Genomic DNA, 13,468 nt, shown 5'->3' on the forward strand with positions numbered 1-13,468 from the left:
CCTGGGCATCCTTCGTTACTTTTTTGGCTTCAGTACCTCCCCGGACTGGCTTTCTTTCGCTGCAAGGAGGTAAACGAGCGACGCTGTCCCGTCCATAGTGGGTTCATTGGTACTAAAATCGCCTGTATCGTCATGGTACACCGCCAGCTGAGACTGAAACTCGGCATATTCATCTTCACCTTTCATATGAATGCCGAGGAGATTGTTGAAGATGCTTCCGTATACGGGCCCATCAACGAGTCCTCCATCCAGCGGGTAATTGTGCAGCACGGTAAAGGAGGAGTGCGGATCGACAGGAGTATCACCATGTGCAGGCAAACCATAAACCATGGATGTCCCCCAGGGATTGAGTCCGAAGAGCCAGTCGAAAGCGGCTTGCTCCAGCTCCAGATAGGTATTATCACCAGTCAATCGGCGGTAGAGGACGCATTGAATGGCAAAAGATGTAGTCAGGTTATTGGAACACCAGATAAATGGAATACCGCGGTAGAAAGCGTTATTTTTTGATTTTGCCCATACCTTTTCAATGCCTTCTTTGTAGTAACTGATCAGTTTGGCTTTGTTTATGGCATCGCTCTTTACCGCCAGCTCATAGTGGCCAAAATTATGGAAAGGGTACCATTGGTAATGCCTGGCAGTATCAGCGCCCATCCAGGGAGTAATTTTCTCCTGTGCACCGTAATTCAGGGCCTGGTCAAAGTATTTTTTATCATCAGTAAGCTGATAAACGGCTGCTGCACCCAGCTCCATGTCGTCTACCCAGTTGTCTTCTTCGTAAAAATAAGGAGCAGAGCCCGGCGCTGTTTGCGACACCCCCGGCTTGATGAGACCGTACTGATAGGCAGAGAGCGACTTATCTATCAGCTCCTGAGCAAGGGCATTATCGTAATTTGTGAAGAGCTGAGCCCCCAGAGCAAAGGCGCTGGCAAACTTTCCGGCGGTAGAAGATGTGCCTGTAGCCCGGTTTTTATACTTGTTGTAACCCTGCACTTCTCCGGTGATGAAATAGACGGGCCGGCCTTTGCCCCTGCCATATCCATAGTCCACGGAGTCTTTGTTAGGTAAGCGGTAACCGGAATGGTCGCGGTCGTCTGCTATCTGATTGAACATCCAGTCGTTGCGGGGATGCATCTTCATCAGCCAGTCGAGTCCCCATTTAGCTTCATCCAGCACATCAGCCCTGCCATTGCCGCCCTCGAGGCCGTTGGTTTGATGGCGGTCTGAAAAAACGTTTTTAAAGTCGCGATATGCAGCAAGCAAATGGTAAGTAGCGTTTGCCGATGTGGTTGAATATTGCAGGTAATCGGATGCGTCGTGCCAGCCGCCAACTACGTTAATATGGGTTTTCTCTGGCATCGGGCCATATAGTGAGTAACCGTCGTGTGTATGACAAGAGTCTTTGAGGTAGGGGTTGAAGCCGCATCGCTGTTGACGCATGTAGCGCAGGGCGAAGTCGGCAGTTCCCTTATAGACATCCGGAGAGATGCTGAATTCCGGCGAGCGTGCGGAGCCGGCTTTTATAAAGTAGGTTCCTGATTGGTTGAAGTCGGAGAAGTCCAGACGAAAGGAGGCTCTGAAAGGACCATAGGATCCGAAGTCTTTTCCCGTCTTCCTTTTCAGTACGGATTTTCCTGTTTTGGCATCTATGAGCTCAAAGGACTTGAAGTTGCGGGATTCTTTGGAGCCTAGGACCGCTACTTTGACGCTTCCCGGACTGTAGCCTAATTGGTTAATCCTAATCCAGGACTTATCAGCCTCTGCCGAGGAGAATTTTGCAAGAAATAGCAGGATTAAAGCAAAAAAAATAGAAGACTTGTTCATTAGTTTGCTGTTTTATGCGATAGTTCATTACCAGTTATATAAAACAACGCAAAAAACAGCATATAAACAAGTCTTCCCTTCTTAATTTACCGCAATGGATAAAATTCTATAAATTCCTGCTTTTAAATCTCCTCTGCCTGATAGCCTGCAGATTGGAGAGCTGATATTACTTTTTCTGCCGGGACTGCCTCAGAGATCGTCAGGGTCCGCTGCGGATCCTTCAAATCAACCTCCCAGTTACTATCTCCCACTGCATTGTTTAACGCATCCGTCACTTTCGCCACGCAGGCATCACACTTGATATTGGTTTTGAACTTTGTTGTATCCATGATATTTATAATAAATTGATTCTGTATTGATATTGTATTACAGCCTTAGAGCTTGGTTGTTTTGAGTCGAAGACTATTGCTGACGACAGAAACGGAGCTGAGAGCCATAGCCGCCCCCGCAATCATCGGATCGAGGAGGAAGCCGTTGTATGCATATAGCACGCCGGCTGCAAGCGGAATGCCGATGATGTTATAGATAAACGCCCAGAAAAGGTTCTGATGGATTGTTCGCACGGTTTGCCGGGAAAGCCGCAGCGCCTTGGGGATAGACTGCAGATCTGAGGTGATGAGTGTAATCTTCGCCACGTCCATCGCGATATCAGAGCCCTTGCCCATAGCAATACTCACATCAGCCTGTGCCAGTGCCTGCGAGTCGTTTATCCCATCGCCCACCATGGCAACCACCTTGCCCTGCTTTTGGAGTTCTTTAACAAAGTCGGCTTTTTCTGAAGGGAGCACTTCTGCCGTATATCGGGAAATCCCAACCTCTGCCGCTATAGCTGCGGCGGTTTGTTTGTTATCTCCGGTAAGCATGTAAACGTCTATTCCCATCTCCTTCAAGGTTCGGACGGCGTTCTTAGATCCGGCTTTGACTTTGTCGGAGATGGCTATTAACGCAAGGACATTATCCTCATCAGCAAAGTAAATGACCGTATTTGCTTTTTCATGAAGAGCCTTTGCACGGTCGGCAAGGAAAACGTCGAGGTGGATCTGCTGTTCGTCAATCAGCTGTCGATTACCTGCGAAGTAGCTCTCTCCAAGGAAGCTTGCCCTTACGCCGCGTGCAGTAAGGCTTTCGAACGAGTCGTACGGAATAGCGGTTGCACCCTTATCTCTTAAATGGCCGACTATGGCTTCCGCCAGCGGATGTTCAGAGTGCATTTCCAGGCTGTACAGAAGATTGCTCACCTGTTCTTTGTGGGCTTCAGAAAGGGCGCTCCAGACCACTTCGGTCACTCTAGGTTTCCCTTCGGTGATGGTACCGGTTTTATCCAGGATCAGGGCATTCACTTTATGTCCGAGTTCCAGACTTTCTGCATCCTTAATCAGTATGTTATTTTCGGCACCTTTCCCCACTCCCACCATAATGGCCGTAGGTGTGGCGAGACCCAGGGCACAGGGACAAGCAATCACCAGTACCGTGATGGAGGTGAGCAGCGCATGGGTAAAAGCATCCTCTCCACCGAAAATCATCCAGGCGATAAAAGTCAGAATGGCTATGGAGATGACCACCGGCACGAATATCCCGGCAACTTTATCTACTAACTTTTGTACGGGGGCCTTGCTGCCCTGAGCCTCACCCACCATCTTGATGATATTTGCCAGGAGCGTTTCACTTCCTACCTTTTCGGCTACGAACTGGAGACTGCCCTTTTGGTTGATCGTTCCGGCAAAGAGCTTGTCGTCTTTTTCCTTTCTGACCGGGACCGGTTCTCCGGTGATCATACTTTCATCGACATAGGAGCTTCCTGATAGAATAAGACCATCGACCGGAATACGCTCACCCGGACGAAGCACGATGACGCTGCCTGTTTCCACTTCGGCGATGGGCACTTCCTTCTCTTGTCCGCTTTCAAGAACCCTAACGGTGTTTGGCTGCAGCCCCATCAGCTTTTTAATGGCCGAGGAGGTATTTGACTTGGCCTTTTCTTCCAGAAGCTTGCCGAGGAGAATAAACGCCACGATGACGGCAGCCGCTTCGAAATAGACGTGCGGATGTATGCCCCTATTGTGCCAGAACTCCGGATAGAGCGTGTTGAATACGCTGAAAATATAGGCTATGCCCGTACTAAGCGCTACCAGGGTATCCATGTTGGCCTTCCCGTGCCGGGCCTGCTTCCAGGCGTTGATATAGAAAGAGCGACCGAACCAGAAAAGCACCGGCAGGGTGAGCACCATGGAAATCCAGTTCGCATAGGGCATATCCATAAAGAACATACCGATCAGGAATACCGGAAACGCGAGAGCTGAAGCCCATATCGTACGTTGCCGCGTTTCTTTATAGTGCTGCAACTGCAGGTCATGCTGGACTTTGGACGGATCCTCTACATTGACAATGATATCATACCCTGCTGACCTGATCGTTTGCTGAAGCGCAAGAGGGTTGGTCTGCGTTTCATCAAATTCAGCCCAGGCAGTTTCATTGGCGAAGTTGACCCCGGCATCCTGCACCCCGGGCGCTGTCTTCAGCGTAGACTCGACGCTGGAGGCGCAGGCAGCACAACTCATTCCAGTTACGGGGAAAGTTTGCCTGACGACTGATTTGCTTGCTGCTGATTGATTCTTCATACCTGTTATCTTACATTACAAAGGTACGAACGTAGACTATCGATGGTTTTACATAATTCGTATGAAGCTTTATATCTTATTTCGATGGTAGTTTGGCTGCGGATAAAGAACGAATTGGGGAGCAGTTTAACTGTTATGGGGCAGTTCAAATAGATTTTGAAAAAATATTTGAATTGTAATTCACACATTATCTTGGTGTTGATTACAAAAAGGACTTACAGCCCTGTTTTTAGCCATAAAATGTTTTGGAAAACCCAATAAAGCGCTTACATTTGCTCCCGCTGAGAGAGAAACAAAGCGTTTTAAACAGCAAAATATATTTTAAAATATATTTGCAAGAAAAAACAAAGTTACTATCTTTGCAGACCCTCAACGAAGAGATCATTTAAAAGATCAAAAGAGTTGAAATTCGGGGTGTAGCGTAGCCCGGTATCGCGCCACATTTGGGATGTGGAGGTCGTAGGTTCGAATCCTGCCACCCCGACATCAGGGAATAAAAATCCGGAAAGATTAAACCTCTAAGTTTTACTACTTAGAGGTTTTTTTGTGCTTAAACATCACACTCCACTTACCAGATCTTCACAAAATAACCACGTAAGCTACTAATATCGAACTTGGTAACACCGTAAGTGATATATTAGTTCTGTAAAAAAGAATCGCACATGATTAACGTCATGCTGATCATGAAGGAGTGGATTATGTAAATCTTGTTAAACTAACAATACTAACCCAATTGACATAAAAGCATCGTTCCATTTTAACAGCTCAAAACCATTATGCTTTTTAATTCGCTGCACTTTTTTTTCTTTTTTATTGTCGTTACACCTGCCTTCTTTCTATTAGCTCATCAGCACAGGTGGAAATTGCTGCTAGCTGCAAGCTGCTATTTCTATATGACGTTTGTTCCGGTTTATATTTTGATCCTGGGCTTCACGATCGTTGTAGACTATTTCGCAGGGATACTGATAGAGACGAGCAAGGGGAAAAAGAGAAAATTCTTTTTGATCTTGAGCCTAATCGCCAATATCGGAGTTCTTGCCATTTTTAAATACTACAACTTCCTCAATGAGAATCTCTCTCTCTTGTTGGGTAATTTTGACTATAATAATAAAATACCATATCTGAATATCTTGCTGCCCATTGGCCTTTCATTCCATACATTTCAGGCAATGAGCTATACCATTGAGGTGTATCGCGGCAATCAAAAAGCCGAGCGCCATTTTGGGATCTATTCATTGTATGTGATGTTTTACCCGCAGTTGGTTGCAGGGCCAATCGAAAGGCCCCAGAATATTCTGCCTCAACTGCACGAGAAAAAGGAGTTTTCCTACGAGAACGTAGTGGAAGGGTTAAAACACATCGTTTGGGGACTGTTTAAAAAAGTTGTCATAGCAGATAGATTGTCTCTTTACGTTGATGCAGTTTATAATAACTCCGATCAGCACAGTGGCCTAACACTTATTGTCGCCACTGTCTTTTTTGCATTCCAGATTTATTGTGATTTCTCGGGATATTCTGACATCGCTATAGGCTGTGCAAGAGTTATGGGCTATCGCCTGATGATGAATTTCAGACGGCCTTATCTTGCTGCAAGCATCAAAGAGTTTTGGTCCAGATGGCATATTTCGCTCTCAACCTGGTTCCGAGATTACCTTTATTTCCCTTTAGGTGGAAGTAAAGTATCTAAGTTAAGATGGTACAGTAATCTCTTCATTGTGTTTATGGTGAGTGGCCTCTGGCATGGTGCGAACTGGACTTTTATCGTTTGGGGAGCTCTACACGGGACTTATCAGATCTTCAGCGTATCGTTTAAAAATTTTAATGATCGTAATTATCTGGGATACCGGCCTCTGACCAACGCTTTCCAGGTTTTGCTGACGTTTACGTTAGTGTGCTTCGCCTGGATATTTTTCAGGGCGAATAACGTTAACCAGGCATTCGCTATCTGCGAAAGCATCTTCACGTTTAAACCTGGCGACCTGTTTATTGGCACGCCCGAAACTTTCGCCTATTCAGTGATCTGGATTTTGTTCCTCCTCATTGTGGAATATATCACGGAATACTATTGTGACATCATACAAGTGTTTCATAGTCCGAACCGGGCGTTGAGATACGCCGGATATACAATCATGGTATTGTGCATCATTCTGTTCGGGGTGTTTAACGGGGGGCAGTTTATCTATTTTCAATTTTAGACATGAAAGCATTTTACAAATTATGTTTAAATGGAATTCTGCTCCTGGCTTTGTTATTAGCGACAGACAGAACGCTGGGCAAATTAATTGAACATTATTTTTTTAATGAAAAGCAAGGAGACTCCGCCATAACTACACATGCCCTGCTACACGCCAAAGAAGATATTTTAATTTTCGGCAGCTCCAGAGCTAGCCATCATTATATCCCTGAACTTATTCGCCGAAAAACAGGCCTGTCCTGCTACAATCTCGGACGCGATGGGATGAAGATGAAGTATTACGAAACGCTTTTGAAAGCAGTTTTGAGCTACCATACGCCTAAAATTGTGATACTGGATTTAAATATCAACGACTTCGAGGTTGAAAATAACGAAGAGGAGCGCTTGACGACTGTCTTTATGCCCTATATTAATAAAAACAAAGAGGTGCATGATTTGATCTACAAAGAGAGCAAAAAGGATTATTCACTGGCAAATATCTCTACTCTTTACCGGGTTAATTCTTTACCTGTTTCCATCTTACAGCACCATTTGGGAATGGGACAGAAGCACTTTAATGGATACGAGCCACTTGTTGGTAAGATGCACAATATAGCCAAAGCAAGGCATGTTGAAAACAACCATTATAAGGAGTCGGAAGAGAAACTTGCTGCCTTTGAAAATTTTGTTGAAGAAACTCAAAGGCGTAATATAAAGCTCTATGTTATGGTCTCACCAGACATGAAGACTTACAAGCATAACTCGATACAAACGGCAAATCAGACCTTGAATAAATATAAGCTCAGAGCTTACGATTATTCAGAGCTATTCAAGCCGGATGCATACGATATGTTTTATGATGGTGCGCACCTAAACGATGCGGGTGCAAAAGCATTTACGTCTGCTATAATTGCAGCACATCTTCAGTGATGCAATTACAGCAGACGTGACAGGCAATCCCCCCGCACTGAATTTTATTCGTAACAGAATTTGAAGAAGTCGCTGCTTCCATCGATACGGGAGGCTCCATATGGCATAACTAAACATTTGTACCATAAAACGGGCGAAAAGTGTCCTTTTTACAGATATACGTCTGCTACATTTGGTCTTAGTTACAACCATTAAGACCTGACAACGTGAAAGAAAAAGCAGCACTTTTGACGATGGCGTTTGCGGCTCTGCTACTAACCAATTGCAGCAGCCTCAGTAAAACCTCGGAAACCAAACAATTATCGACGCTAAAGGACGCCTACAAGAACGATTTCCTGATTGGAACAGCGGTAAACGTAAACCAAATCAAAGAAACGGACCCCCGGATGGCAGAAGTTGAGGTGACACATTTCAATGCTGTCACCCCCGAAAACATCATGAAAGCGGAGATGTTACAACCTGAAAAAGGACGGTACGACTTCGAATTGGCCGACCAGCTGGTTGAGCAGGCAAAACGCCGGAACATGGTGATTAATGCTCATGCTTTGATCTGGCATAGCCAATTACCCAGCTTCGTGAGAAGAATGAAAGACGCTGATTCGGTAAAACACTTCTTCAAAGACCACATTACTACGGTTGCAACACGCTACAAAGACAAAGTTTATTCATGGGACGTTGTGAACGAAGCCTTGAATGAAGACGGCACTATGCGCAAATCGGTCTTTTTAGACAAGATGGGAGAAGATTTCGTAGTGGAAGCATTCCGGCTAACGGAGGCTGTTTCGCCGAAAACGAAGTTGTATTATAATGATTATAATATTGAACAGCCAAAAAAACGTGCCGGCGCAATACGCTTAATCAAGCAAATCCAGGCGGCCGGCGTCCGTATCGACGGTGTAGGCATACAGGGGCACTGGAATGTAAATAACATTCCGATGAAAGACATTGAAGATTCTATTCTGGAGTTTGCTGCCCTTGGCGTCGATGTGATGTTCACCGAGCTTGATATCAGTGTACTACCTCATCCTTTTCAATCTGCCACCGCGGATGTAAGTGCCCGCGCAGAGTATCAGGCCAAGATGAACCCTTATGCCGCTGGTTTACCCGACAGCGTTCAGAATAAACTGGCTGATGGCTACGAAGCATTGTTCCGCCTCTTCCTGAAGCATAAAGATAAAGTTGGGCGGGTTACCTTATGGGGTGTGAGCGACGCTGACTCATGGCTGAATAACTGGCCGGTTAGAGGGAGAACCAACTACCCACTGCTTTTCGACCGGGAACTACAACCGAAGCGTGCTTTCCACCAGATTATGAATATCAAAAAAGACGTATCTTTAACCCAAGGAACTAACCATGGAAAGCTCAACTAGCGAAACCGCCAATTCTGTAAAGACCCCGAATGAATTATTGCCTCCTGAACTCCAGAAACTATCTGTAGTCGAAAAAATCGGCTATAGCTTGGGAGATCTCGCTGCGAATCTTATTTTCCAGACACTGATGGCCTTCCTGGCTTTCTTTTATACGGATATATATAAGATACCCCCTGCTGCTGCTAGTCTGGTAATTTTGATCGGTGGTATAGTGGGTGCCTTTTTTAATCTGGCGATGGGCGCAATCGCGGACAGGACCAATACCCGCTGGGGCAAGTTCCGGCCATGGATATTGTGGACCGCTATTCCTTTTGGTGTGATTTCACTACTTGCTTTTTCCACACCGAATTTTAATGAGAATGGTAAGATCGCGTATGCGTTCATCACTTACTTTTTACTTGTGCTTGTTTATTCAGCCAATAACCTGCCCTACTCAGCACTGAGCGGTGTATTGACGGGGAGTATGAAAGAGCGAAACAGCCTGGCTTCTTATCGTTTTACCGCGGTAATGGTGGCACAGTTTATCATCCAGGTACTATTGCTTCCTTTGGCACTCTCGCTGGGCGACGGGGATAAGGCTAATGGATTTGAAAAGGTGATGCTGGTATTCGCAATAACAGGAGTTATTTGCTTCATTATCACGTTCTTCACTACGAGGGAAAGAGTAATACCGGCGAAAGAACAGAAAACCCCGATCTTACAGGATCTGGCTGACCTTTCGAAGAACAAGCCCTGGATCATCATGCTTGTCCTCACGATATTGGTATTTATCACGCTTGCGACAAGGGGGGGGATGAACATCTTCTATTTCAAATATTACCTTACAGAAGCTAGTCAGGTGCAGTTCCTGGAGCTGATAGGATTTGAAGGCATCATTGCCTGGCTCGGTACGATATTTACACCTGAAGCATTTACGGAATTCTCGAAATCAGATAATGCGCCGTATGCGGTTGCGAGTTTAAGCAGCGCATTGAGTACCATATCGATGATCGTGGGTATCGCCTTTTCCAAGCCGCTTGCGGATAGATTTGGAAAACGGAACATCTTCGGATGGTTTCTGACAGCATCGGCAATCACTTTAATTGCCCTCAATTTCCTATCACCAACTGCTGTAATATCGGTATTTGTTGCCCAGATTTGCTTCGGTTTCCTGTACGGTATTACGACTCCTTTACTGTGGACGATGATCGCAGACGTTGCTGACTATAGTGAGTGGAAAAATAACCGGAGGGCGACGGCTATCATATTTTCGGCCATGATCTTTGGTCTGAAAGTGGGTTTGAGCGTCGGCGGAGCGCTTTCCGCCTGGTTGCTTGGCGTATTTGGCTACATACCTGATGCGGCGGTACAACCAGAATCTGCAACAACTGGTATCCGGCTGCTGATGAGCGTAATTCCGGGCTTGATATTTTTAACAGCGGCATCCCTGCTATTCTGGTATCCGATCCGTAAAGAGACCGAAGTCGAGATAGAAAGGGATCTCGCGGCGCGACGCTCCAAATATGCAGCTGACCAAGTAGTTTAACAGTATTTTCTAACAAAATTTAATAATATGCCTGAAGATAACATTGACCACATTGACTTTGAAGAATTAAACGCGTCAGCGATTTCCAGCCCTCTGGTTAAGCATATCTATACAGCAGACCCTTCAGCTCACGTCTTCGAAGGAAAGATTTACATCTACCCTTCTCATGACGTTGATGCGGGAGAAGCTTTCGACGATTTAGGAAGTCACTTCGCCATGGAGGATTATCATGTACTGTCTATGGATAGTCCGGAAGGTGAAGTTACCGATCATGGCATGGCTTTGCATGTGAATGACGTACCCTGGGCAGAGCGACAGATGTGGGCTCCTGATGCTGCACATAAGGACGGAACATATTATCTGTATTTCCCCGCAAAAAAGGCTGATAACATCTTTCAGATCGGTGTAGCGACAAGCAGCTCGCCGGCGGGTCCTTTCGTTCCCGAACCGGAAGCTATTGAGGGAAGCTATTCCATTGACCCTGCGGTTTTCCAGGATGATGACGGGAAGTATTACATGTATTTCGGCGGTATTTGGGGCGGACAGCTTCAGCACTACCGCGACAATCAGTATGATACCGCTTATGCGGAACCTGAAGCGCACGAAGTCGCTCTGGGCCCGCGGGTTGCCCTACTGACTGATGATATGAAGCAGTTTGCGGAACCTGTTAAAGAGCTCGTCATAACGGATGAAGACGGGAATCCGCTTTTAGCGGGGGACAATAGCCGCCGGTTTTTTGAAGCTGCCTGGGTGTATAAACACAACGGCAAATATTACTTCACCTATTCTACCGGCGATACGCATCTGATCTGTTATGCGATAGGAGACAGTCCGTATGGGCCGTTTAAATATACAGGAGTAATTCTTGAGCCTGTTGTTGGATGGACCTCCCATCATTCGGTAGTCGAATTCCAAGGCACTTGGTATTTATTCTATCATGACTCATCCCTGTCAAGCGGGGTTACTCACCTTCGCTCCATAAAGATGACCCCTCTCATTCATAATGAAGATGGCACGATTCAGACAATAGTTCCTTACAAACAAAAAAACGCGTAACAAGAAGTTGTACTAATGAAAATTTTTATTCTCGCAGCAATTCAATGCTTGTTGCTATCAACTGTTATTGCTCAGGAGGCTGTGATCTCGAGTCCGGACAAACATCTGAAGCTTAACGTTTACATTCAAGATGGAAAACCAACTTATTCCGTCACTTACAAAGAAAAAGCAATGCTGGAGCAATCTCCTCTTGGTCTGAAGACCAATGAAGGAGACTTTAGTTCCGGGATGACTTATCTAAACAAAAAAGAGGGCACTGTAAATAAAAAATACAGTCAGGATAGGATAAAGCAATCAGAGATTGAATATACTGCCAACAGCCTCACCTGTACATTTGAGAACGCACAGAAGAAAAAACTCAATATCGTATTCCAGGTAAGTAATAACGATGTCGCTTTCCGGTATGAGTTACCTTCTTGGGGAGAAAGGATGTCCTGTGTCGTGGAAAGTGAAAGTACGGGATTTAAGTTTCCCGCTACGACAACGACTTTCCTGTCACCGGTGATGAGCCCTATGACTGGTTTCGCAAGAACGGCACCGAGCTATGAAAGCTCATATTCTGCAGATGCTCCAATGGCGAGGAACAATAGGCACGATAGAGGATATGTCTTTCCGGGACTTTTCCGGTTAGCCAATAACGGATGGGTGCTATTGTCGGAAACCGGGGTTAGCAGTCTATATTGTGCATCGCACCTTAGCGAATATTCAAAAGACGGAGTCTATACCATTGAGTATCCAAATATGAAGGAGAACAATGGATTCGGGAGTTCGGGAGCTGCTATCTCCCTTCCTGGGGCGACACCATGGAGAACGATTACCCTGGGTGAAGACTTAAAACCTATCGTTGAAACCACTATTCCTTTTGACGTAGTCGATCCTTTGTATGAGCCGTCTCAGAAGTATAAGTTGGGACGTTCGACCTGGAGTTGGATCGTGTGGCAGGACGCCAGTATGAACTACGAAGACCAGGTGAAATACATCGACCTGGCTGCCTCTCTGAAGTATGAGTACATTCTTATAGATGCGCTTTGGGATACGAACATCGGTAAAGAGAAAATGGCCGAATTAATCAAATACGCCAATTCCAAAGGTGTGGATGTATTTCTTTGGTATAACTCCAACGGTTCCTTCAATGATGCTCCTCAAGGGCCTAGAAACAAAATGAACACCGCGATCGCGAGGAAAAAGGAGATGAAGTGGTTACAGGACGTAGGCGTCAAGGGTCTGAAAGTTGATTTCTTTGGAGGCGACAAACAGGAGACTATGCGTTTGTATGAAGATATCTTATCTGACGGTAACGACCACGGCTTAATGATCATTTTCCACGGAGCTACCTTACCGAGGGGCTGGGAAAGAATGTATCCTAACTTCGTAGGAAGTGAAGCTGTTGTGGCGTCTGAGATGCTTATTTTCGTTCAGGGTGTGCGCGAGTCGGAAGCCTATAACGCAACCTTACACCCCTTCATAAGGAACACTGTGGGAAGCATGGAGTTTGGCGGAACCTTTCTGAATAAATATTTGGTTAAAAGCAACCAAGACAAAAATAAACGTCTGACAACTGATGCTTTTCAACTGGCTACGGCAGTATTGTTCCAGAATCCGGTGCAAGTGTTTGCCCTTACACCGAATAATTTGACAGACGCTCCTGCCTTTGAAATTGATTTCATGAAGCAAGTGCCCACTACCTGGGATGAGACACTCTATATTGACGGGTATCCGGGCAAGTATTGTGTTATAGCCCGACGCCATGGAAACGACTGGTATATAGCCGGCGCCAATGCAGAAAAGCAGGTATTGAAGAAAAAGATCAAGCTGCCCATGCTAGCGGGAAAGAAGGTTCGCCTATATGGTGACGATAAAAACAAGGAGCCTTACACCAAAGTAATTGAGATAAAGAAAGGTGGAGAGTTGGAGATTGAAATGCAGCCTTCAGGCGGATTTGTCTTAGCACCTGTCAAATAAAACACCGGTAGAT

General features: G+C 45.6%; 9 protein-coding genes and 1 tRNA gene. 7 read left to right on the forward strand and 3 right to left on the reverse strand.

Translation table 11 applies throughout. The features are described from left to right. Positions 1-15 precede the first annotated feature (15 nt). The 3 genes from B0I27_RS13065 to B0I27_RS13075 form a co-directional block, all read right to left on the reverse strand. Positions 16-1,821: a glycoside hydrolase family 9 protein gene (locus B0I27_RS13065; RefSeq protein ID WP_245925513.1), complete on the reverse strand. Its 1,806-nt coding sequence runs from the start codon at positions 1,819-1,821 to the stop codon at positions 16-18. A 122-nt stretch (positions 1,822-1,943) separates the two neighbouring features. Then, a complete protein-coding gene (locus B0I27_RS13070; protein WP_106294072.1) occupies positions 1,944-2,150 on the reverse strand; it encodes a heavy-metal-associated domain-containing protein in 207 nt (68 codons plus the stop codon). Between the two features lie 45 nt (positions 2,151-2,195). Beyond that, the gene (locus tag B0I27_RS13075) at positions 2,196-4,439 is read right to left on the reverse strand and encodes a heavy metal translocating P-type ATPase (protein ID WP_106294074.1); all 2,244 of its coding nucleotides are present in this window, start codon (positions 4,437-4,439) and stop codon (positions 2,196-2,198) included. A gap of 410 nt (positions 4,440-4,849) precedes the next feature. Here B0I27_RS13075 and B0I27_RS13080 point away from each other — a divergent pair. From B0I27_RS13080 to B0I27_RS13110, 7 genes are all read left to right on the forward strand, one after another. Further along, a tRNA-Pro gene (locus B0I27_RS13080) sits at positions 4,850-4,923 on the forward strand. Positions 4,924-5,215: 292 nt separating this feature from the next. After that, positions 5,216-6,634 carry an MBOAT family O-acyltransferase gene (locus tag B0I27_RS13085; RefSeq protein WP_106294076.1) on the forward strand — a complete coding sequence of 473 codons (1,419 nt, stop codon included), beginning with the start codon at positions 5,216-5,218 and terminating at the stop codon, positions 6,632-6,634. A gap of 2 nt (positions 6,635-6,636) precedes the next feature. Beyond that, a complete protein-coding gene (locus tag B0I27_RS13090; protein ID WP_106294078.1) occupies positions 6,637-7,542 on the forward strand; it encodes an SGNH/GDSL hydrolase family protein in 906 nt (301 codons plus the stop codon). Positions 7,543-7,748: 206 nt separating this feature from the next. Next, entirely contained in the window at positions 7,749-8,912 is a 1,164-nt protein-coding gene (locus B0I27_RS13095) for an endo-1,4-beta-xylanase (RefSeq protein WP_219905024.1), read from the forward strand. Then, a complete protein-coding gene (locus B0I27_RS13100) occupies positions 8,896-10,437 on the forward strand; it encodes an MFS transporter (RefSeq protein ID WP_106294082.1) in 1,542 nt (513 codons plus the stop codon). The genes B0I27_RS13095 and B0I27_RS13100 overlap by 17 nt, the downstream gene beginning before the upstream one ends. A 27-nt stretch (positions 10,438-10,464) precedes the next feature. Further along, the gene (locus B0I27_RS13105) at positions 10,465-11,493 is read left to right on the forward strand and encodes a glycoside hydrolase family 43 protein (protein ID WP_106294084.1); all 1,029 of its coding nucleotides are present in this window, start codon (positions 10,465-10,467) and stop codon (positions 11,491-11,493) included. A 15-nt stretch (positions 11,494-11,508) separates the two neighbouring features. Next, positions 11,509-13,455 carry a glycoside hydrolase family 97 protein gene (locus tag B0I27_RS13110; protein ID WP_106294086.1) on the forward strand — a complete coding sequence of 649 codons (1,947 nt, stop codon included), beginning with the start codon at positions 11,509-11,511 and terminating at the stop codon, positions 13,453-13,455. Positions 13,456-13,468 lie beyond the last annotated feature (13 nt).

The organism is Arcticibacter pallidicorallinus (assembly GCF_003002875.1).
Lineage (GTDB): Bacteria > Bacteroidota > Bacteroidia > Sphingobacteriales > Sphingobacteriaceae > Arcticibacter > Arcticibacter pallidicorallinus.

Coding starts and splice junctions, on each gene's coding strand:
- B0I27_RS13075 (WP_106294074.1), bottom strand. CDS start 4,439: ATGAAGAATCAATCAGCAGCAAGCAAATCAGTCGTCAGGCAAACTTTC.
- B0I27_RS13085 (WP_106294076.1), top strand. CDS start 5,216: ATGCTTTTTAATTCGCTGCACTTTTTTTTCTTTTTTATTGTCGTTACA.
- B0I27_RS13105 (WP_106294084.1), top strand. CDS start 10,465: ATGCCTGAAGATAACATTGACCACATTGACTTTGAAGAATTAAACGCG.
- B0I27_RS13065 (WP_245925513.1), bottom strand. CDS start 1,821: ATGAACAAGTCTTCTATTTTTTTTGCTTTAATCCTGCTATTTCTTGCA.
- B0I27_RS13100 (WP_106294082.1), top strand. CDS start 8,896: ATGGAAAGCTCAACTAGCGAAACCGCCAATTCTGTAAAGACCCCGAAT.
- B0I27_RS13110 (WP_106294086.1), top strand. CDS start 11,509: ATGAAAATTTTTATTCTCGCAGCAATTCAATGCTTGTTGCTATCAACT.
- B0I27_RS13070 (WP_106294072.1), bottom strand. CDS start 2,150: ATGGATACAACAAAGTTCAAAACCAATATCAAGTGTGATGCCTGCGTG.
- B0I27_RS13090 (WP_106294078.1), top strand. CDS start 6,637: ATGAAAGCATTTTACAAATTATGTTTAAATGGAATTCTGCTCCTGGCT.